The organism is Streptomyces sp. ISL-36 (genome assembly GCF_018614205.1).
GTDB lineage: Bacteria > Actinomycetota > Actinomycetes > Streptomycetales > Streptomycetaceae > Streptomyces.
In genome coordinates this window covers 22,742-42,276 of record NZ_JAGGOS010000019.1, presented here as the reverse complement: position 1 = coordinate 42,276, position 19,535 = coordinate 22,742, and the positions used below count along the sequence as shown (strand labels likewise).

Here is a 19,535-nt window from a genome sequence, read left to right as displayed (position 1 = left end):
GGCCGGCGCGTGGAGATCGCCCGCCGGGGGCCGGCATCGGGCCGGACCGGCACGGCACCGGCCTGCCTCGCCGCGCCGGATCGGCACCGGCCTGCCTCGCGCGCCGGACCGCCACGAACCCCGGCCGTCGAAACGCCCTGGCGGAAGCGGTACGTCCGCCGCTTCACCGCCTGAGGGCCGCCACCACCGCCGTCAGGCTCCACTCGGCGCAGGAGGCGCCTCCGGCGCCTCGGGCGGGGCCGGCGGCGCGAGCACGGCGGCGGGCGGGGATGTCACCTCCGCCCGCAGCGCGGAGGCGTAGATCTCGTCGGGGTCGAGCCTGCGCAGTTCCTCCGCGATCAGTTCGGCTGTCGTCCGCACCTTCAGCGCGAGGACTCGGCTGGGCTGGCCGGGGATGGTCAGCCTGGCCACCGGCCCCTCGGGCCGGTCGATCATGATCTCGCCGTCGGGGGTGCCCAGGCGTACGGCCGTCACGACCGGCCCTTCCGTGACGACTCGCTCGACCGGGACCCGCAGCCGGTCCGCGAACCAGCGGGCGAGGAGTTCGGCGCTGGGATTGTCGGCCTCGCTCTCCACCGCCGCCGAGACGACCGTCGTACGAGCCTGGTCCAGCGCCGCGGCGAGCATCGAGCGCCAAGGGGTGAGCCGGGTCCAGGCCAGGTCCGTGTCGCCGGGGGCGTACGACGCGGCGCGGGCGTCGAGCGCCGCCAGCGGGTCCTCGACGGCGTAGGCGTCGGTGATACGGCGCTGGGCGAGCGCGCCGAGCGGGTCCTCGGAGGGGACGTCGGGGGCGTCGACCGGCCACCAGACGACGACGGGTGCGTCGGGCAGCAGCAGTGGCAGGACCACGGAGTCGGCGCGTGCGCCGAGTTCGCCGTGCAGCCGCAGGACGACGGTCTCGCCGGAGCCGGCGTCGCCGCCCACGCGGATCTCGGCGTCCAGCCGGGCCTCGTGCCGCCCGCGCGGCGAACGGGCATGGCGCTTGATGACGACAAGGGTGCGGGAGGGGTGCTCGCGCGAGGCCTCGCTGGCGGCTCTCAGCGCGTCGTAGGCGTTCTCCTCGTCGGTGACGATGATGAGGGTGAGCACCACACCGACTGCCGGTGTGCCGACGGCCCGTCGCCCCTCCAGGATCGCCTTGTTGATCTTGCCGGATGTGGTGTCGGTGAGATCGATCTTCATGTCCGGCGCCCGTTCCTTCCGTCGCGTACCTCTGTCCCGGTAAGCGCTCGATGGATCGAGGATCTTCCATACGGCCGGTTTCCACCCGTCGAACGACGCTCCGTGGCCGAAAACCGTCACCCCTCCACTGCGGGGCGGGGCGCCGTGACGCGTACCGGTGGGACTGTCAGCCGAACGGGACGAGGGGTCAACCCACCGCGTCGGGCTCGCGCAGAGTGCGCAGGAGGAACCAGCCCAGCGCCGGCAGTGCGATCAGCGGCGCCAGGGCCGTCTGCAGGGACGCCGCATCGGCCACGGCACCGAGGAGAGGAGCCGCGAGGCCACCGATGCTGACGGTCAGGCCCAGGGTCACGCCGCTCGCGGTGCCCACCCGCCGAGGCAGGTAGTCCTGCCCGAGGGTCACGTGCAGGGAGAAGGGAACGTACAGACCCGCGGAAGCGAGCGCGACGAACAGAAGGAGGAGCGGGCCAGGGACGAGGACGACACCCGCCACGGCGAGGACGGTCAGGGCGTAGGACCGGCGGACGACCGTGACGCGGCTGTACCGGTCGGCCAGCCTGCCGCCGGCCACCGTGCCCACCGCGCCGCCGAGGTAGAGCACGAACAGCGCGGCCGTGCCGGTGGCTTGCCCTTCCCCGACGCGCTCGCGGGCGTAGAGGGAGAGGAAGGCGCTCAGTCCGGTGAAGACGATCGAGCGGCAGACCACGGCGGCGGACAGCTTCGCGAAGGACACCCAGTCGTCCGCGCCGACCGCCCCACGCGCTGCGGCGCCGGACGGGCGCGCGGGCGCATCGGCCGTAGGGACGGAGGCGTCGGCCGTAGGGACGGAGGCGGGGGGCGTACCGGCGGAGGCAGTGCCCGTACGGGCGGGGGCGGAGGCGGGGGCCGTACCGGCGGAGGCAGTGCCCGTACGGGCGGGGGCGGAGGCGGGGGCCGTACCGGCGGAGGCAGTGCCCGTACGGGCGGGGGCGGAGGCCGTCTCCCCAGCAAGCTCCTTCGCGCGGTCGGGCACGGTCGGCGGAGTGGACGTCCTGACCGCCCGCAGCGCGGCCACGCACAGGCCAGCGCCGGTCAGGGCGGGGAGCGCCAGGAGCGGGGAGGCGCGCAGGCCGCCGGTGGCGACGACGGCGGAGACCAGCAACGGCGCGGCGGCGAAGCCGATGTTGCCGCCGAGCGAGAACCAGGCCATGGCCGTGTGCCGGCCGCGCCCCACCTGTCGCGCCAGCCGCGCCGCTTCGGGATGGTAGGCGGCCACGCCGATCCCGGAGACGGCGACCACGGCGAGGGTGAGGGCGTAGGAGTCGCCGACGCCGCTCAGGGCGACACCGGTGCCGCCCAGCAGCGCGCTCACCGGCAGCAGCCAGGGCAGCGGCCGTCTGTCGGTCAGCGCGCCGAACAGCGGCTGCACCACCGACGACAGCAGCGAGGCCGCCAGTACGACGCCGGAGGCCGCGGCGTAGGTGTAGGCACGTTCGGCGACGAAGAACGGCAGCAGCGCGGCCACCGCTCCCTGATAGACGTCCACGCAGGCGTGTCCGAGGGACATCAGCGTGAGGGGTCGGTTGCGCGAGGTGATCCGTTTCTTCGACACCGTTCGATCCTGGCGACCTCCCCTGGTGTCGTGCTTTCGATAAACTGCCGACTTGTGCCGCAGATCCGCCACACCCCGGAGGCTCCCACCCGCGCCCAGGCCTTGGCCGCCGGGGAGCGGATCGACGCGCACCGCCACGACGACCACCAGATCGTCTACGCGGGCTCCGGCGTCCTGGCCGTCACCACCGACGCCGGCACCTGGTTCGCCCCCGGCACGCGCGCCCTCTGGATCCCGGCGGGCACGGTCCACGCCCATCGCGCCCACGGCCATCTCGACCTGCACCTGATCGGTCTGCCCGCCGACGACAACCCGCTCGGTCTGGACGCGCCCACCGTGCTCGCCGTCGGCCCGCTCCTGCGGGAGCTGATCCTCGCCTACACCCGCGCACCCGACGACACCGGCCCCGAACGCCGTCGCCTGCTCGCCGTCCTGCGGGACCAGTTGCGGGCCTCGGCGCAGGAGCCCATGCGGCTGCCCGCGCCGAGCGACCCACGCCTCGCGTCCGTCTGCGCGATCCTCCGTGACGACCCGGCGGACCCCCGTACCCTCGCCGCTCTCGGCGCCGCGACGGGAGCGGGCGAACGCATCCTCAGCCGGCTCTTCCGCTCCGAACTCGCCATGACCTTTCCCCAATGGCGCACGCAGGCCCGCCTCTACCACGCCCTGCTCCTGCTGGCGGACGACGTCCCGGTGACGACGGTGGCCCACCGCTGCGGCTGGTCCTCGACCAGCGCCTTCATCGACGTCTTCCGTCGCGCGTTGGGCCACACCCCGGGCGTTCACCACCGTCGCCCCTGATCCGCGGGGGCGAACGCGGGCGGGAGAGCGCGGCTGAAGAACGGGCGGGAGAGCGGCGTGACGTTCCCGGCCGCGCGTGCGCTGAATGGATCATGAGCCCATGTGTTCCGATCCCCCCGGTCGACGGCCACCGCCACGAGCCCGTGCGGGTGCGTGCCTGAATGTTCCGCCTGTCACCGCGCTCCTGGCTGATCCTCGCCGTACCCGTCATCGTCCTGCTGGTGCTGACGGCGCTCCTGACGTTCCCCTCGTCCCCCTTGTCCGGTGCGGGCGCGGGGGCCGGCCCGGGCGCACGGGGCCGGCCTCCCGCCCTCGCCGGGCCGCTGCGGGACGCCCCGCTCCCCGGCGGCGGCACGGCCCGCCTCTCGAAGTGTCAGGTGGACGAGTGGCCCCGGCCCGTCGCCCTGGGCGACGGCGAACGGGACACGGATCCTCGGCTGACGCTCGGCGGCTGGGGGGCGTTCGACGCGGGGACGAAGACACCGGGCCCGCCCCGCTTCACCGTCCACGCGGCGGTCCACGCCACCGACCGGCCCCTGCTGCTCGACGCTCCGGTCTCACGCGGCCGGGTCACCCTCGACATCCACGGCCCGCACGGCGAGGGGCTCCGGGCCTCGGCCCGCGGGCTCACCGCGACCGTCATGGACGGCGCGCGGCCGGACAAGCCGGTGCAGGTCCCGCCGTCCGGGCGGTTCCGCGTCGCGCCCGGCAAGCCGCTGCTCCTGGACGTCGAGCTCCCGGCCGGCGCGGTCTGTCCGGGGTACACCCTGCTCGACGTGGCCCGTTGTTCGCCCGCGGACACCAATGACGCCGCGGACTGCCCGGTGGTGACCCTCACCGTCTCCGATCCCGCAGTCCGCGCCCATCGCGCCGCGGTGACGGGCCGGAGCCCGGCGGGGATCAGCGAGCGACTGGTCATGGTCTCCCTGGAGCCGTACATCTCCCAGGCGTGAGCCGTACGTCAGCGGTACGTCAGCGGAACGGCAGGGCCGGGACCGAAGCTGTGTGCAGACCGGTCGTCCGTACCTGGCACGACCGCACGATCACACCACACGGGGAGCTCCACATGCGTTCGTCCATCCGCCGCTCTGCCCTTGTCGCGTCGACCGCCGTCGCCGCGCTCAGCCTGACGCTCACCGCCTGCGGCGGCGGTGGCGGCGCGAAGGACCAGGGTGCCGCCACCGCCTCCTCCTCGTCGGCCTCGGTCGCGAAGGGCGGCGACACGGGCGCGGGCACCTCGGGCACGGGCATCTCGGGCTCCAGCACCTCCGGCTCGACCACCGCCGGATCGGGCACCTCCGGTTCGACCGGCTCCGACTCCACCGGCCCCGCCACCCAGGCCGGAACCAAGAAGAACACCGGCGGCAAGTCCCCTGCCTGCACCGTCGGCGACGTCAAGATCTCCGCGGAGAAGCAGGAGGGCGTCCCCACCACGCACATCACGCTCACCGCGACGAACGTCTCGGGCCACGCCTGCACGCTCCTCCAGTACCCGCTGATCGCGTTCGGCGACATCCAGACGGCGAAGGACGTCCCGGCGGTCGCCAAGAGCAAGCCCGCCACCCCGGTCGTGCTGAGCGCCGGCGCGCCGGCCTACGCGGTGGTGCGCATCAACGAAGGCGGCGTCGACGAGGACAACCGGGTGGTCACGTCCTTCAACGTCAACCTCTTCGCCGCCGACGGCCCCGCCGAGGGCAGCAAGGTCGTCTCGGCGCCCAAGGGCGGCATCGCCGTCGACGACGCCGTCGCCAAGACCGGCTACTGGACGCCCGAACTACGCAACGGCGCCGACGAGTTCTGATCCGGCCCTCGTACGCGGCAGGCCCCGATCCCGGTCGGGGCCTGCCGCGTACGGTCGTCGCGACGGCGATCGCGGCCATGACGCAAGGCACCCGCGCCCCGACCCTCGCCCGGACCCGCCCCTCTGCTCGGCCCGCGCCCGTCGCGCGTGACCCCGCCCCCGTCAGCACGCCTACGCGTACGCCTTGCGCACCCGGGTAGCCGCCGACCATGAACACCGCCGACGATCTCCGCACCTGGCACGAGATGCCTGTCATCGGATCGCTGGACGAGCTCACGGGCCTGCTCGCCGCCCGCGGCGGGCTGTACCTGCGGTGGTCGAGGGGGCCGGTCTTCGACCTGACCGAGCACACCAGTCGGGACGGTCTGACGGGCGTCGCCTTCCCGGTCTCTCGGCCAACCCGCTCGAGGTCGAGCCCTGGTGGGAGGACCGGCCGCTCCGCCTCTGGGCGGCGCGCCGCCTCCACGACTACTCGCATCTGCCCCGCGTACGGGGGCCCGGAGTCCGGCCGTGGATTCTGCGCGGCACCGAGGCGGGGCGTGGTCCGGACAACGAACCCCTGCTGCGTGACGTGGCGCCGATGGGCTGGGTGGCCGACGCGGTGATCAAGGAGGCCGAGCAGGTCGTCGCCGGCCAGAACGGCGCCTGGGGCCCGATGGACCGCGAGGGCGCCGGCGAGGGCAGTGGCGCGGCAGAGGGAACGTGACCCGACGCGGGGGCCGCGGGCGCGGGACGGCGGCGCGCCGACACCGACACCGACGCCGACGCGACACGAAAGGACACGGGGGGTCACCACAACGGGCGCTCCGGTCACTCTTTGTGCTTCTGTGGTGGGGCAGGAAGCGGGCGACCTCCCAGGGAGCGACGATGCGGGCAGCGGTGGTGGGTCAGGGGTACGTCGGTGTGACGGGTGCGGTCGCCTTGGCGCAGCAGGGGCACCGGGTCGTGGGGGTGGAGCAGGACCGGGAGCGGCTCGCCTGCCTGCGGGCCGGCGAACCACCCGAGTTCGAGCCGGGCCTGATCCAGCAGATGACCGCCGTCCTGCGCACGGGCCGGCTGGAGTTCGTCGAGGACCTTCCCGACGCGATGGTGGCCGATCCGCTCGACGTGGTGATGATCTGTGTCGGTGCACCGCCCGCCGCCGACGGGACGACGAACCTCTCGGAGGTCCTGGCGGCGGTCGAGGAGGCCGCCGAACTGGTCGGCGACCCGCTGGTGGTGCTGAGGTCGACCGTCCCGCCGGGCACCAGCGACATGCTGCTCGCGGAGTACCCGGAACTGCGGCAGCGCTTCGTCTGCAACCCGGAGTTCCTGAACCGGGGCGACGCCCTCGACGGTTGGCAGGCCCCGGCACGGATCGTCGCCGGGGCCCACCACCCGCCCGCCGTCGACCGGCTGCGTGATCTGTACCGGTCGGTGAGCTGCCCGTGGGTGACCTCCACGCCGTCCACGGCGGAAATGATCAAGTACGCGAGCAACGCCTTCCTCGCCACCAAGATCAGCTTCGCGAACGAGCTGGCCCGCATGTGCACCGGGCCGGAGCTCAACATCGACCACGTCGTCCAGGGCGTCGGGCTCGATCCCCGCATCGGCCCCGCCCTGCTGCAGCCGGGCACCGGACACGGCGACTCCTGTCTGCCCGTGGACACCGCGGCCCTCTCCCACTGGGCGGCGGACCTCGGCGTCCCGACCCCGCTCATCGACGCGACCGTGCGGGCCCACGCCCAGCAGCCCGCCGCCCTCCTCAACCTGCTCAGGGAGAGCGTCGGCGGCCACCTGCTCGGACTGGACGTCGCGGTCCTGGGGGTCTGCCACGAGCCGTGGAACGACGATCTCAGGTTCGCGCCCGGCCGCGCGCTCCTTGCGCTCCTCCAGGAACAGGGGGCCGCCGTCCGCGTCTGGGACCCGGGCCTCACCCCCGACGAGCTGCGGCACCTCGCGCCCTCGGCGACCACGCACGCCGCCCTGCCCAGCGCCGTGGCGGGCGCGCACGCCGCGCTGGTCCTGACGGAATGGCCGCAGGCCGTCGAGGCGGACTGGGCGGATCTCGCCGCCCGGATGAGGGAGCCGCGGGTCGTGGTCGACGCCAAGAACTGTCTTCCGCCGGTTCTGCTGCACCAGGTGCCGGTCGACTACCGCGGCATCGGCAACCGCCGCCCCATGCCGGAGCACGCCGCTACGGACAGCGTCGCCTGACGCCCACCTACGGCGGCCTGCTGTGGAGCGGTCACTCGGCGATCTCGGTCCGTTCCCACCACTCGTAGACCGGGAGCCGGCCCTGTGGGCCGTCCTGGTGGCGCGGCGTGGCCTTGAAGTGCTCGTATCCGCCGCGATGGGGGATCTTCAGGTCTTCGTCCGAAGAGGTGACGGACACGATCCGCTCGGTCAGATCGTCCGGCCCGCCCTCGAGTACTGCCTTGTTCGCCATGTCTTCAGTCTTGCCACCCGCCGCGTCCCGCGCACCTCGGAGGCGGCGCGGTAGCGGCCGGTGGCAGAGCTGCCCTCAGGTGCGCACGAGGCTGTTGGGGCCTTCGAGCGCGTCGGCTGCTTCGTCGTTGAACCAGTAGTCGCCCGCGGCCAGGTAGCGGAAGGCGTGGGTGCTCGCACCGGGCAGGGCCACGGTGACCGCGCGGGTGCCGTCCTTGCGGGGGCGCAGCTCGTGCGTGCCGGGCTTCCAGTCGTTGAAGTCGCCGACCACGCTGACCGGTCCGGGCGGGGTGTCCGCCGGCAGGACGAAGGTGATCTCGGTGTGGTTCTTGCCGCCCTTGCGGCGCTTGCGTTCGAGCATGGAAGGCCTCCTGCCAGGTGGGAAACTGCGGGCACATCCTGATACCGGGGCCGTCCGCGGGCGGGCCGACACGGCGGACAGGACACCCGGGCGGGTGAGCGCACGGGTCGCGTTCGACGGCATCCGGCCGACCCCCACCCGTCCGGCCCATCCGTTCGACGGTCGGCGGCGGCGCGGTGCCCTCGCCCCCGTTATTGACGGTACGTCAGATCAGGGCGACAGTGATGCCATGGCGACGACCCCGGCACACCGCACGCCGTACCGTTCCGGACGAGGGACAGGGGCACGAGCAGGGGCACGAACGTGGACGTGGGGCCTGGCGCTCCTCGCCCTCGTCTCCTCGGCGCTGGGTGCCGGAGTACCGGCTCGGGCGGCCGGTCCTCATCCGTACGACGAGCGGGCGGCGGAACTGACCGTCACGGGGACACGTTTCGTCGACGGCTACGGCCGTGAGGTGGTGCTGCGCGGCTTCAACGTGTCCGGCGAGACCAAGCTGGCCGAGAACGGCGGCCTGCCGTTCGCCGATGTCGAGGACGCGCGGAAGTCGGCGCGGGCGGTGCGTGAGCTGGGGGGCGCCAACTCGGTGCGGTTCCTGCTGTCGTGGGCGGCGGCCGAGCCCGTACAAGGGCAGGTCGACGAGGCCTATCTGGCTCAGGTGACAGCGCAGATGCGGGAGTTCCTGGCCGTCGGGCTGCGCGTGTACCCCGACTTCCACCAGGATCTGTTCTCCCGCCATGTCTTCGACAAGGACAGCTGGTACTCGGGGGACGGCGCACCGCGCTGGGTCGTCCAAGCAGGGGGCTACCCGCGGGAGTTCTGCGGCGTCTGCGCCCACTGGGGCCAGAACATCACCCAGAACCGGACCGTCAAGGACGCCATGCGCGACTTCTGGACCAACCGGAACGGGATCCAGGACGCCTTCCTGGACACCGCGCAGACGACCATGGCGTACCTGGCCGACCATCTGGAGCGGGCCGAGTTCGCCGGGATCGCCGGCTTCGACCCGTACAACGAGCCCTACGCCGGGCAGTACGCGAGCGGGCAGGACGGCAGCAGCTGGGAGAAGGGGCTGCTCTGGCCGTTCTACGAGCGGTTCCGGGCGCGCATGGACGCGGCGGGCTGGCAAAGCAAACCCGCCCTCGTCGAGCCGAACATGTTCTGGAACTCCAACCTGTCCTTCATGAAACAGCCGGGCGGCCTGGGCGGTGTGGGCACTCTGGGCCCCCGCTACGTGTTCAACACCCACTTCTACGACCAGGCGCGGATGTCCGGCTTCTTCGACCTGACCAAGGCGAAGGACGGGGAGTACGCGGGCGACTTCAACGCCGTCCGCGCACGGTCCACCGACCTCGGCACCCCCGCTGTCGTCAGCGAGTTCGGACACCCCTTGACCGGTACCTCGTCCGACAAGGCGCCGTCCGTCCTCAAGGGCCAGTACCAGGCGCTCGACAGCGCACTCGACGGCCGGAGCTGGTGGCAGAATCCGGCCGCCGCCGGGCCCGTCCTGTCCGCGACCCAGTGGCAGTGGGACATCTACAGCGGTCGTCACCACGAGGCGATGAACGACAATCCGCAGAAGATCCGTACCGACGGCGACGCCTGGAACGACGAGGACCTGTCCGCCGTACGGCTCGACGACAGGGGTGTCCCCCAGCTCCGCCAGGACGCGCGGCTCCTCGACCGTCTCTACCCGAGCGCGGTCGCCGGCCGTACGCTCGCCTTCCTCTACGAGGACCGCTCACGTGACGCGGGCAGGACGCTGACATGGAGTCAGGTGCCCTCCAGCTTGCCCGCGTCGGCGCGGCTGATCGGTGCCGACCTTCCGTACGGTCTGCTCGTGTGGCGGGGAAGCGGGGCGAGCGCGCCGACCGAACTGCATCTGCCGGCCGGCTTCGACCCCGCCACGACCACGGTCGTCTCGGACCTCGGCACGGTGACCGGTCCGGGGTCGGCGGGAGCGATCGCGGTCGCTCCCGAGCCCGGCGGCACGAACGCCCGCCGGATCCTCCTCTCCGGCGCCTCCGAGGGGGTGCACTTCGCGCTGGTGAGCGCCGCCCCCGCGACGGCCGAGCAGCGCGCGGCCGTACGAGAGGAGCTCGGGCGGTGGGTGGAGAGGGCCGGTTTCCCCGCCGGATGAGGCCCCGGCCCTCGCACGGGCGCCGGTGGTTCAGTGCGGTGCGGCGGGCGAGGTGCGCCGGAGACCGACGGCCGCGAGTACGGCTCCCAGGAGACAGAGGGTCCCGGTGACGATCACGGCGGTGTGTACGCCGTTCATGAACGCCTGGCCGCTGCCTTCCACCACCGCCGCCCTGAGCCGGGCGGGCATGTCGGTCGACACCGGGGCGATTCCCATCGCCACCGCGTCCTCGGCGGCGTGGAGTTCGGCCGCGAGGCCGGCCGGTACGCCCGCACCGGTCAGCTCACCCGTCAGCGTGGAGCCGACCCTGCCGCTGATGAGCGAGACGAGGACGGACGTACCGAGCGCGCCGCCGATCTGCAGGGCCGTCGCCTGCAGGCCGCCGGCCACGCCGCCGTCCTGGACGGGGGCCTGACCGACGATCGCGTCCGAGGAGGCGGCCAGGACCATGCCGACACCCAGGCCGAGGGCGACGAACGGCGGCCACATCGTGGTGTAGGAGGAGTCGGTGTCCCAGCCGAGCATGGCGAAGGCGGAACCCGCCTGGAGCAGCATGCCCAGCGGCATGGTGAGCCGGGCCCCGAAGCGTGCGGTCAGGGCCGCCCCCAGCGGTGAGGCCACGAGGGAGGCGAGGCTGAGCGGCAGGGTACGCACGCCGGCCTCGACGGGTGTGAAGCCGCGTACGTTCTGCAGGTACAGCATCACGAAGAAGATCACACCGAGCAGGACGAAGAAGTTCAGCGCGGTGACGACCGTCCCGGTGGTCAGGGCGCGGCTGCGGAAGAGCCGCATGGGCAGCAGCGGGTGCGCCTGCCGGGTCTCGTACCAGCCGAAGACGGCGAGGAGCAGCAGACCGCCGACGACGCATCCGAGGGTCCCGGCCGAGGACCATCCCCAGGTCTCGCCCTTGACGACGCCGAAGACCACACACAGCAGGGCCAGCGCCAGCAGGGCCACGCCCGCCACGTCGAAGCGGTGCCGGCCCACGGCCGCCCTGCTCCGGGGGAGTACGGCGGCGCTGACCAGGAGGGCGATCACGCCGATGGGGGCGTTGATGTAGAAGACCGACTCCCAGGAGACGTTCTCGACCAGCAGGCCGCCGACGATGGGTCCGAGCGCCGTCGACACCGCCGACACCATCGCCCAGATGCCCACGGCCATGCCGAACTTCCGGGGCGGGAAGGCCGCGCGCAGCAGTCCCAGGGTGTTCGGCATGAGCAGCCCGCCGAAGAAGCCCTGCGCCGCGCGGAAGCCGACGACGCCCTCGACCGAACCGGACAGGCCGATGGCCACCGAGGCGAGGGTGAAGCCGACGACGCCGGCCATGTAGTACGTACGGCGTCCGAAGCGGTCGCCGAGCTTGCCACCGAGGATGAGGGACGCGGCCAGGGCGAGCAGGTAGGCGTTGGTGACCCATTGCAGGTCGGCGGTGGACGCGTCGAGGGCGCGGCCGATCTCGGGATTGGCGATCGCCACGACGGAGGCGTCGAGCTGCACCATGAAGAGGCCGAAGGCGACCGCGATCAGGGTCAGCCACGGGTTGGACCGCCTGTCCCGGGGCCGTACCGGCCGCGGCGGGGAGGCGTCCTGCGAGGAGAGGGGATCCACGGTGGTGGAAGACATGAAGGTGCCTTGTCTGTCGGGAGGGTGACGGGAAACCGGCGGTGAGGGCGCGGTGCGGTGCGGTGCGGTGCGGCAGGAAGGGAACACGCCCGTGCCGCCCCGGGCGGGCGGGCGGTGCCGCCGACGTCAGGGCAGGGGAAGTCCACGGCCAATCGCCCACGCCCCTCGCCCGCGATCACCACCGCCACCACGCGGCGACAGGCGCGCGCGGGGTCGGCGGAGCGGTGGGGTGCGGAGCGGTGCGGTGCGGAGTGGTGCCGTGGGGTGCGGTGCGGAGGGGGTGTTACTCGGCCGCGGACGCGGCGTGCAGACGGTGCGACAACGCCGTCAGCGCACCGACGGCAGAGCCCAGGGCGTCGCGCTCCCCCTCGGTGAGCGACCTGAGGGCGCGGGCGATGTGCTCCCCCTGGAGCCGCCTCACCTCGGCCAGCTCACGCCGGGCACGGGGGGTCGGATACAGATGCGCGATCCGCTTGTCGGCGGAGTCCTGCCGTCGTTCCAGCAACCCCTGGTCGGTGAGCTGGGAGACGAGGGTGCTGACGTTGTTCGGCCGCATCAGCAGGGCGTCCGCGGCCTCACGTACGGTGGCGCCCTCCTGCTGCGAGACGAAACGCAGCAGGGCGAGCTGCCCCTCCGGGGGCTTGGGCGGCGCGAAGTCCTGCCCGACCCGCCGGTCGAGGGCCCGGTTCAGCGCGGGCAGGCACGCCGCGAGCACGGAGGCCACACGGTCGAGGTCCTGGGCGGACGCGCGGGAATCGGGCATGCGAAGAGATTAGATCTGATGACATAGGTATGTCAAAAGAGCTAAGGGCGCTGGGCCGGGTCCTGCCTTTCCGGTCGTGCCAGGTGCTGCCACAGGAAGGTGTGCACCAAGGCGTTGTTGTGGGCGACCTGTTCGTTGTCGCTGGCGCCCGCGTGGCCGCCGCCGGTGTTCTCGTACAGCAGGACCTGGTGGCCGAGGTCGCGCAGTCGGGCGGCCGTCTTGCGGGCATGGCCGGGATGGACGCGGTCGTCACGGGTGGAGGTCATCAGAAGGACCGGCGGGTAGGACCGGTCCGCGGTGAGCCGGTGGTACGGAGAGAGCGCCCGGAGGTGGGGCCGGTCGGCTTCGAGGTCCGGGTTCCCGTACTCGGCGATCCAGGACGCGCCGGCGAGGAGCTTGTGGAAGCGGAGCATGTCCAGCAGCGGCACCTGGGCGACGATCGCGCCGAACAGCTCCGGGTGGCGGGTGAGCATCGCGCCCATGAGCAGGCCGCCGTTGCTGCCACCCGCGGCCCCCAGCATGGCGGGGGTGGTGATGCCCCGCTCGACGAGATCGGCGGCGACGGCCGCGAAGTCCTCGAAGGCGCGTGGCCGGTCGGCGCCGAGCGCGGACCGGTGCCACTCCGGTCCGTACTCGCCGCCGCCCCGGATGTTCGCGATCACGTAGGTGCCGCCGCGTTCCAGCCAGGCCCTGCCGGTCACCGCACCGTAGAAGGGGGTGAGGGACACCTCGAAGCCGCCGTATCCGTAGAGGAGTGCGGGGCCCGGGCGTCCGGGGGTCGAACGGTCGGGGCCGATCACGAAGTACGGCACCCGCGTGCCGTCCCGGGAGGTCGCGAAGAACTGCTCCACCGTCAGGCCGGTCGGATCGAAGCGGGCGGGAGCCTGCTTGATGATCTCCGTGTCGGCGCCGATCTGCCCGCGGTAGAGGGTGGAGGGCTGCAGGAACCCCGACACGTCGAGGAAGTACTCGTCGGAGAGGTCCGGGGTCGTGTCCACGACGGAGACCGCCGACAGCGCCGGAACGTCCGCGAGCGGCTCACGCGCCCACGTGCCACCGGTGGTCGGGGTGAGGACCTCGATGCGGGTGCTGACGTCGCGCATCGTCTCCAGGATCAGATGGTGGCGGGTCCATGAGTGCCCGGCCAGGGCGGTCCGCTCGTCCGGGGTGAACAGCACCTCGGCGGTGCGGTCGCCCGCCAGGAAGGCGTCGAAGCCGAACGCCAGCAGTGAACCCGCCGGGTGTCCGAGCCAGTCCGACCTCAGGGTGACGATCAGGTACTCGCGGTGGGCGTAGGCGAGGGCGTCGTCGGGGACGTCGATCCGCACGAGCCTGCCGTCGGGGGTCAGGAAGTGCAGCTCGCTGCGGAAGAAGTCGACCGCGCGGCCGACGAAGTCCCGCTCGAAACCGGGTGTGGTGTCGCGCCACCCCCAGGCCGACACGTCTGCCGTCCCGGCCTCGAAGACGAGGGCGGCTTCCTCCAGCGGCGTGCCCCGTCGCCACCTGCGAACCGTGCGCGGATAGCCGGAGTCGGTCAGCGAGCCCGGACCGAAGTCCGTGCCGATGAAGACATGGTCGGCGTCGATCCACCCGATCCGCGTCTTCGCCTCCCCCACCTGGAACCCGTCCTCGACGAACGTCCGGGTCGCGAGGTCGAACTCGCGGACCACGACGGCGTCACCACCGTCGCGCGACAGACGCACCAGCGCCCGGTCGCAGTCCGGGTGGCGCACCCGCGCGCCGGCCCACACCCACTTCTCGCCCTCGGCCGCGGCGAGCGCGTCGACGTCGAGGAGAACCTCCCAGTCGGGGGCTTCCTTGCGGTAGCCCTCCAGCGTCGTACGCCGCCACACGCCGCGTACCTGCCCGGCGTCCCGCCAGAAGTTGTAGAGGAACGCGCCGCGGCGGGCGGTGTAGGGGATGCGGTCCGACGCGTCCAGCACCTCCCGCAGCCGCTCCTTCAGCGAGGCGAACCCGGCGTCGGCTGCCAGCACCGCCTCCGTCTCGGCGTTCCGCTCGGCCACCCACTCGAGCGCCGCCTCGTCCAGCACGTCTTCCAGCCACAGGTACGGGTCGTCATCCATCACACGCCGCATTGTGCAGGCCCGGAACGCATGGTGGGACCACAACCGCTCATCGATAGGGTGAGGGCGAGGCGTGCGGCAGTGCGTCTCACCACCCTTCGGAAGACCACAGACCTGGGGTTCACCGTGACCGCTCCTCGCCTGAGCCGTACTCCGCTGCCGGGGATCGGCGTCCGCTACGACCTGACGACCCGCGAGCACCGCCGTCTTTCGGTGATCGCCCACCGCGACGGTGCCCGGACGCTGAACGCCTACGGCCGGGACGATCCGGACGAGTGCACGCTGTCGGTGAAGCTGACGGGCCGTGAGACGGAGGCGCTGATAGACGCGCTGATGCCCTCGCACCACAGCCCGAATCTGCTGTCCACGACCGACCTGGGGCTGGTCGCCGAGCGGATCGAGCTGGCATCGACGTCGCACTGGAACGGACGTGTGCTCGGCGAGACGCGGATGCGGACCGAGACCGGCGCGTCCATCGTGGCCATCCTTCGCCGCTCCGGTGCGATACCGTCGCCGGCTCCGGACTTCCGCCTGGCCGGCGGGGACACACTGATCGTGATCGGCACCCGCGAGGGCGTCGAGGCCGCTGCCGCGATTCTCGGCCGGGAGTGAGCGGGATGCACTCCTCCGCTGTCTTCCTGATCGAGTTCGGCGCCATCATCCTCGGCCTGGGCCTGTTGGGCCGTATGGCCGGCCGCCTGCGGTTCTCCCCGATACCCCTCTACCTGCTGGCCGGCCTCGCCTTCGGCGAGGGCGGGCTACTGCCGCTGGGCACGAGCGAGGAGTTCGTCGCGATCGGCGCCGAGATCGGCGTCATCCTGCTGCTGCTGATGCTCGGCCTCGAGTACACGGCCAGCGACCTGGTCTCGAACCTGAGGACGCAGTACCGGGCGGGCATCGTCGACGCCGTTCTCAACGCCCTACCGGGCGCCGCCATGGCGCTGCTGCTCGGCTGGGGCCCGGTCGCCGTCGTCGTCCTCGCCGGCGTCACCTGGATCTCGTCCTCGGGTGTCATCGCCAAGGTGCTGGGCGACCTCGGCCGCCTGGGTAATCGTGAGACGCCGGTCGTTCTGAGCATCCTGGTCCTCGAAGACCTCGCGATGGCCGTCTATCTGCCGATCGTCACGGCGTTGCTCGCCGGGGTCGGCCTGGCCGCCGGAAGCCTCACCCTCGCCATCGCCCTCGGGGTCGCCGGGCTCGTCCTCTTCCTGGCCGTCCGGTACGGACGGGTCATCTCGCGCTTCGTCTCCAGCGACGATCCGGAGAAGCTGCTGCTCGTCGTCCTCGGTCTGACCCTGCTGGTCGCGGGCCTCGCCCAGCAGCTGCAGGTCTCCGCCGCCGTCGGCGCCTTCCTCGTCGGCATCGCACTGTCCGGAGAGGTCGCCGAGGGCGCGCACAGCCTGCTGAGCCCGCTGCGGGACCTGTTCGCGGCGGTGTTCTTCGTCTTCTTCGGACTGCACACCGACCCCGCCAGCATTCCCCCGGTGCTCCTGCCCGCCCTGGCTCTCGCCGTGGTCACGGCGGCGACGAAGATCGCCACCGGCTACTGGGCCGCGCGGCGCGCGGGAATCTCCGCCAAGGGCCGCTGGCGCGCGGGCGGCACGCTGGTGGCACGGGGCGAGTTCTCCATCGTGATCGCCGGTCTCGCCGTCACCGCGGGCATCGAGCCAGGGCTCGGCCCCCTCGCCACGGCCTACGTCCTGGTCCTGGTCATCCTCGGCCCTCTCACCGCCCGTTACACCGAGCCGATCGCGACCCGCCTCACCACGCGCCGCCGCACGAAGGCCGTCGAGGCGGCGGCGCCGTCGGGCCCGCTTCCTGACCAGCCGGAGACGGACCAGCTGGAGACGGCCCGGCCAGAGGTGGCACGCCCCGAGACGGACCAGCCGGAGACGGCACGCCCCGAGGCGGCCCGGCCCGAGACGGCCCGGCCCGAGGCGAGGGACGCGGTCAACGACTCCGACACCGTCGGCCGGGCCTGAGCGACGCGTGAGGCGGTCTCACGGATCGGACCCGCGATGTCGGCCGGTTTGTCCGGCAGTCCGGCGATCGTGATCCGTGCCGGAGAGGTGTCGTACGTGACGTCCGAGACGACGGGGCGTTCCATGGTTCCCCCTTGCCCTGCGCAACGGTGGACAGCTCGGCGGGGAGGCGTGAAGAGGCGGTTCACGACGAGGCGGGCCCCTTCCCCGCCCCGGTGACGAGCACGGTCGCAAGGCAGCAGGCGGCCAGGGCGACGGCCACCGGCGCCAACGGCCCCCAGCGGTCGAGCGCCGCCCCGGCGAGGGGGTTGGCAGCCGCCGACGCCGCCGTCGTGGCGGTGGCGATCCAGCCGAACACCTCGCCGCGCCGGCCCGGCCCGGCGCTGTCGGCGACGTGGTCGTAGAGGGCGGCGAGAGCGGGCGGGATCACGGTTCCGCCCAGCGCGAGGGCCAGGACCACCGCCCAGGGGCTCCCGCAGGCCCCGGTCAGGGGCACGGCCAGTGCGGGAAGGAGCAGGGCGACGCCCGCGGCCACCAGCAGGAGTCGGCGTCGGAGGTTCGCCGCGCCGTGGCACCAGAGCGTGGCGGTGAGGCCCCCGGCGGCCGATCCGGCCGCCCAGACGCCGGTGAGGACACCGCCGAGCGCGGGGCTGCCGCGCTGGTGGGACCAGGTGACCAGGACGAAGTCGATGATCGCGAAGCCCGCGATGAGCGCGGTCACGGCGGCGACGCAGCGGACGACCGCCGGGTCACGGAGCAGCGAACGCCCCGTCACCTCTTCGTCGGTCCCGCGGGCCACGGCCGGTGCGTCCACACCCGCCCGCCGTACGGCCGCGGCCAGACCGAACCCGCCGACGAGGGCGAGCGCCCCGCAGACCGCCACCGCGCCGCGGGCCCCCGCACCGGCGATGGCGAGGGACGCGGCGCCGGGTCCGGCGACCAGGACGAGTTCGTTGACCGTGGCCTGGAGGGTGAAGGCCCGTTGCCGCAGCGGACCGTGGGCGAGCTGGGCGACCTTGGCGCGGGACACCTGGGTCGAGGGCGGACAGGCGAGGCCGACGAGGAAGGCGGCGCCTGCGAGCAGCTGCCAGCCGGCCCGTTCCGGTACGGCGGCGAGGGCGGCGACCCCCGCCCCGTACAGCACCGACGTCCATACGAGGAGGCGGGCGGCGGGGCGGCGGTCGACGGTCCGTCCCCTGAGGGGGGCGGTGAGCCCCTGGCCGAGGACGAGGGCGCCGGAGACCAGTCCGGCGGTCGCGTACGAGCCGGTGATGTCGGCCGCGACGATCAGGAGCGCCACCAGGGTGGCGGAGAGGTGGAGACGGCCGACGAGGCTCCAGCCGAGCAGCGACAGCAGGCCGGGGGCCGCGGCGAGCTCCTTGAGGGAACTCGCCGCGGCCCGTGCGCCCGTGGTCGGCGCGCTCATGACCGCAGGGCTCCGCGGCGGCGCTGCCAGTCGGTGACGCCGTCGCACCAGGCGTCGAGTTCGGTCCGGAAGAGGGCCGCGTAGTGGTCGACGAGCTCCTGGCCGAGGAGCCGGGCGGGGAGTTTCGACGTGGTGAACCGTTCCAGCGACTGCCAGGGCGTGGTAGCCAGCCGGCCGGTCCGCTCGCCCGGTTCGGGCGGCGGCAGCTCGTCCTCGACGCCGGAGAGTCCGGCCGCGAGGAGCGCCGCCACGGCGAGGTGGGGCTGCGCGTCGGCACCGGGGAAGCGGCACTCCAGCCGCAGTGACGGCCCGCTTCCGGCCAGGCGTACGGAGGCGGTGCGGTCGTCCACGCCCCACCGGACCTCGGTGGGTGCGAAGTCGCCGTTCCGCAGCCGTACGTACGAGTTGACCGTCGGTGCCCAGAGCGGGGTCAGGTCGGGGGCGGCCCGCAACACCCCGGCGAGGAAGGAGCCGAGCAGGGGGCCCGGCCGTCGGGGATCGCCGTCGGCCGGGCCGAGGTTGCGGCCGTCGGGGGCGTTGAGGGAGAGATGGACGTGGCACGAACTGCCCTGCCCGGGTCCCTCGGCGGCCAGGTAGGACGCGGTGACGCCGTGCCGGGCCGCCGTCTGGCGGACCAGGGTCTGCTGCACCATGGCGTCGTCGCAGGCGGCGAGCGCGTCGCGGTGCCGCAGCACCACCTCGTACTGGCCGGGGTGGCACTCGGCGCGCGCCGACTCCACGCCCAGCGCCGCTTCGTGGAGGGTGGCGCGCACGTCGCGCAGGAGCGGTGCGAGGGCTTCCGTACCACCCAGGGCGTAGTCGATGCCGTGGGAGGTGAGCGGAGAGCCGTCGGCGGTGTAGAAGGTGACCTCGTGCTCCAGTCCCACGGACGGCACGATGCCGAACTCCTCGGCGGCAGCCAGCCGTTCGCGCAGCACGGTCCGGGGTGCGACCGGCACCGGGGCGCCGTCCGGCCAGGCGGCGTCGCAGACCACGTACCAGCTGCCGTCCTCGCCGGGCTGCGGCAGCAGCGTCGCCGCGTCGGGGCGCAGGACGAGGTCGGAGAAGGTGTCGTAGTAGCGCTGGAGTTCGGGGGCGGTGGACGTGCCGCGGTCGACGGTCCAGGCGTAGAGGTAGGTGCAGGCGCCGTAGCCGTCGTCCAGTACGGATCCGAGGGCGAACTCCCCGTCCAGGTCGACGGCCGCGAAACGGGCGTGCGGGTCGGGTGCGAGGAGCGTGAGCCGGCGCGGTCCCCGGGCGGCGAGCTCCGCGCGGAGGCCGGCGCCGGCCTCCGCGCGGGCCGCGAGGGTGCGCGGCCCGGCGGGGCGCTTCCAGAAGGCGTCGGAGGTCACCGGTA

The 19,535-nt window shown here is 73.1% G+C and carries 16 protein-coding genes and 1 pseudogene; 8 read left to right on the top strand and 9 right to left on the bottom strand.

Translation table 11 applies throughout. The annotated features are described in order from the left end of the window. Window positions 1-192 precede the first annotated feature (192 nt). Complete coding sequence (opcA, locus tag J7E93_RS04930; protein ID WP_215066000.1) at window positions 193-1,182, bottom strand: glucose-6-phosphate dehydrogenase assembly protein OpcA; 990 nt, start codon at window positions 1,180-1,182, stop codon at window positions 193-195. 187 nt (window positions 1,183-1,369) lie between these two features. After that, on the bottom strand, window positions 1,370-2,728 hold the full coding sequence (locus J7E93_RS04925; RefSeq protein WP_215066113.1) for an MFS transporter: 1,359 nt from the start codon (window positions 2,726-2,728) through the stop codon (window positions 1,370-1,372). 99 nt (window positions 2,729-2,827) lie between these two features. Here J7E93_RS04925 and J7E93_RS04920 point away from each other — a divergent pair, with 99 nt between their 5' ends. The 5 genes and pseudogenes from J7E93_RS04920 to J7E93_RS04900 all read left to right on the top strand — a co-directional run bounded on the left by J7E93_RS04920 (window position 2,828) and on the right by J7E93_RS04900 (window position 7,571). Beyond that, entirely contained in the window at window positions 2,828-3,574 is a 747-nt protein-coding gene (locus J7E93_RS04920) for a helix-turn-helix transcriptional regulator (protein ID WP_215065999.1), read from the top strand. A gap of 161 nt (window positions 3,575-3,735) precedes the next feature. After that, complete coding sequence (locus J7E93_RS04915) at window positions 3,736-4,527, top strand: hypothetical protein (protein WP_215065998.1); 792 nt, start codon at window positions 3,736-3,738, stop codon at window positions 4,525-4,527. A gap of 113 nt (window positions 4,528-4,640) precedes the next feature. Next, window positions 4,641-5,375 (top strand): DUF4232 domain-containing protein, encoded by a 735-nt coding sequence (locus tag J7E93_RS04910; protein ID WP_215065997.1) that lies wholly within the window; start codon window positions 4,641-4,643, stop codon window positions 5,373-5,375. A 245-nt stretch (window positions 5,376-5,620) separates the two neighbouring features. Further along, window positions 5,621-6,081, top strand: a pseudogene (locus tag J7E93_RS04905) (DUF6098 family protein). A 161-nt stretch (window positions 6,082-6,242) separates the two neighbouring features. Continuing rightward, window positions 6,243-7,571, top strand: coding sequence for a UDP-glucose/GDP-mannose dehydrogenase family protein (locus tag J7E93_RS04900; RefSeq protein WP_215065996.1), 1,329 nt, complete (start codon window positions 6,243-6,245; stop codon window positions 7,569-7,571). Between the two features lie 31 nt (window positions 7,572-7,602). Here the strand turns inward: J7E93_RS04900 and J7E93_RS04895 are convergent, their stop codons facing one another. Continuing rightward, complete coding sequence (locus J7E93_RS04895) at window positions 7,603-7,803, bottom strand: DUF5988 family protein (protein WP_215065995.1); 201 nt, start codon at window positions 7,801-7,803, stop codon at window positions 7,603-7,605. 75 nt (window positions 7,804-7,878) lie between these two features. Then, complete coding sequence (locus J7E93_RS04890) at window positions 7,879-8,163, bottom strand: isoamylase early set domain-containing protein (protein ID WP_215065994.1); 285 nt, start codon at window positions 8,161-8,163, stop codon at window positions 7,879-7,881. Between the two features lie 229 nt (window positions 8,164-8,392). Between J7E93_RS04890 and J7E93_RS04885 the strand changes: the two genes are divergently transcribed. After that, window positions 8,393-10,300 (top strand): cellulase family glycosylhydrolase, encoded by a 1,908-nt coding sequence (locus J7E93_RS04885; protein WP_215065993.1) that lies wholly within the window; start codon window positions 8,393-8,395, stop codon window positions 10,298-10,300. A gap of 30 nt (window positions 10,301-10,330) precedes the next feature. Here the strand turns inward: J7E93_RS04885 and J7E93_RS04880 are convergent, their stop codons facing one another. The 3 genes from J7E93_RS04880 to J7E93_RS04870 form a co-directional block, all read right to left on the bottom strand. Then, the gene (locus tag J7E93_RS04880) at window positions 10,331-11,923 is read right to left on the bottom strand and encodes an MFS transporter (RefSeq protein WP_215065992.1); all 1,593 of its coding nucleotides are present in this window, start codon (window positions 11,921-11,923) and stop codon (window positions 10,331-10,333) included. A gap of 283 nt (window positions 11,924-12,206) precedes the next feature. Beyond that, a complete protein-coding gene (locus tag J7E93_RS04875; protein WP_215065991.1) occupies window positions 12,207-12,686 on the bottom strand; it encodes a MarR family winged helix-turn-helix transcriptional regulator in 480 nt (159 codons plus the stop codon). 41 nt (window positions 12,687-12,727) lie between these two features. After that, entirely contained in the window at window positions 12,728-14,782 is a 2,055-nt protein-coding gene (locus J7E93_RS04870; protein WP_215065990.1) for a prolyl oligopeptidase family protein, read from the bottom strand. A gap of 114 nt (window positions 14,783-14,896) precedes the next feature. Between J7E93_RS04870 and J7E93_RS04865 the strand changes: the two genes are divergently transcribed. Further along, window positions 14,897-15,382: a TrkA C-terminal domain-containing protein gene (locus tag J7E93_RS04865; protein WP_215065989.1), complete on the top strand. Its 486-nt coding sequence runs from the start codon at window positions 14,897-14,899 to the stop codon at window positions 15,380-15,382. Between the two features lie 5 nt (window positions 15,383-15,387). Then, window positions 15,388-16,752, top strand: a complete 1,365-nt coding sequence (locus J7E93_RS04860; protein ID WP_215065988.1) for a cation:proton antiporter — start codon at window positions 15,388-15,390, stop codon at window positions 16,750-16,752. A gap of 184 nt (window positions 16,753-16,936) precedes the next feature. Here J7E93_RS04860 and J7E93_RS04855 read toward each other — a convergent pair whose 3' ends face one another. Both J7E93_RS04855 and J7E93_RS04850 read right to left on the bottom strand, forming a co-directional pair. Next, entirely contained in the window at window positions 16,937-18,178 is a 1,242-nt protein-coding gene (locus tag J7E93_RS04855; RefSeq protein ID WP_215065987.1) for an MFS transporter, read from the bottom strand. Then, window positions 18,175-19,530: a glutamine synthetase family protein gene (locus J7E93_RS04850; RefSeq protein ID WP_215065986.1), complete on the bottom strand. Its 1,356-nt coding sequence runs from the start codon at window positions 19,528-19,530 to the stop codon at window positions 18,175-18,177. Before J7E93_RS04850 ends, J7E93_RS04855 begins: the two co-directional genes overlap by 4 nt. Window positions 19,531-19,535: the final 5 nt, after the last annotated feature.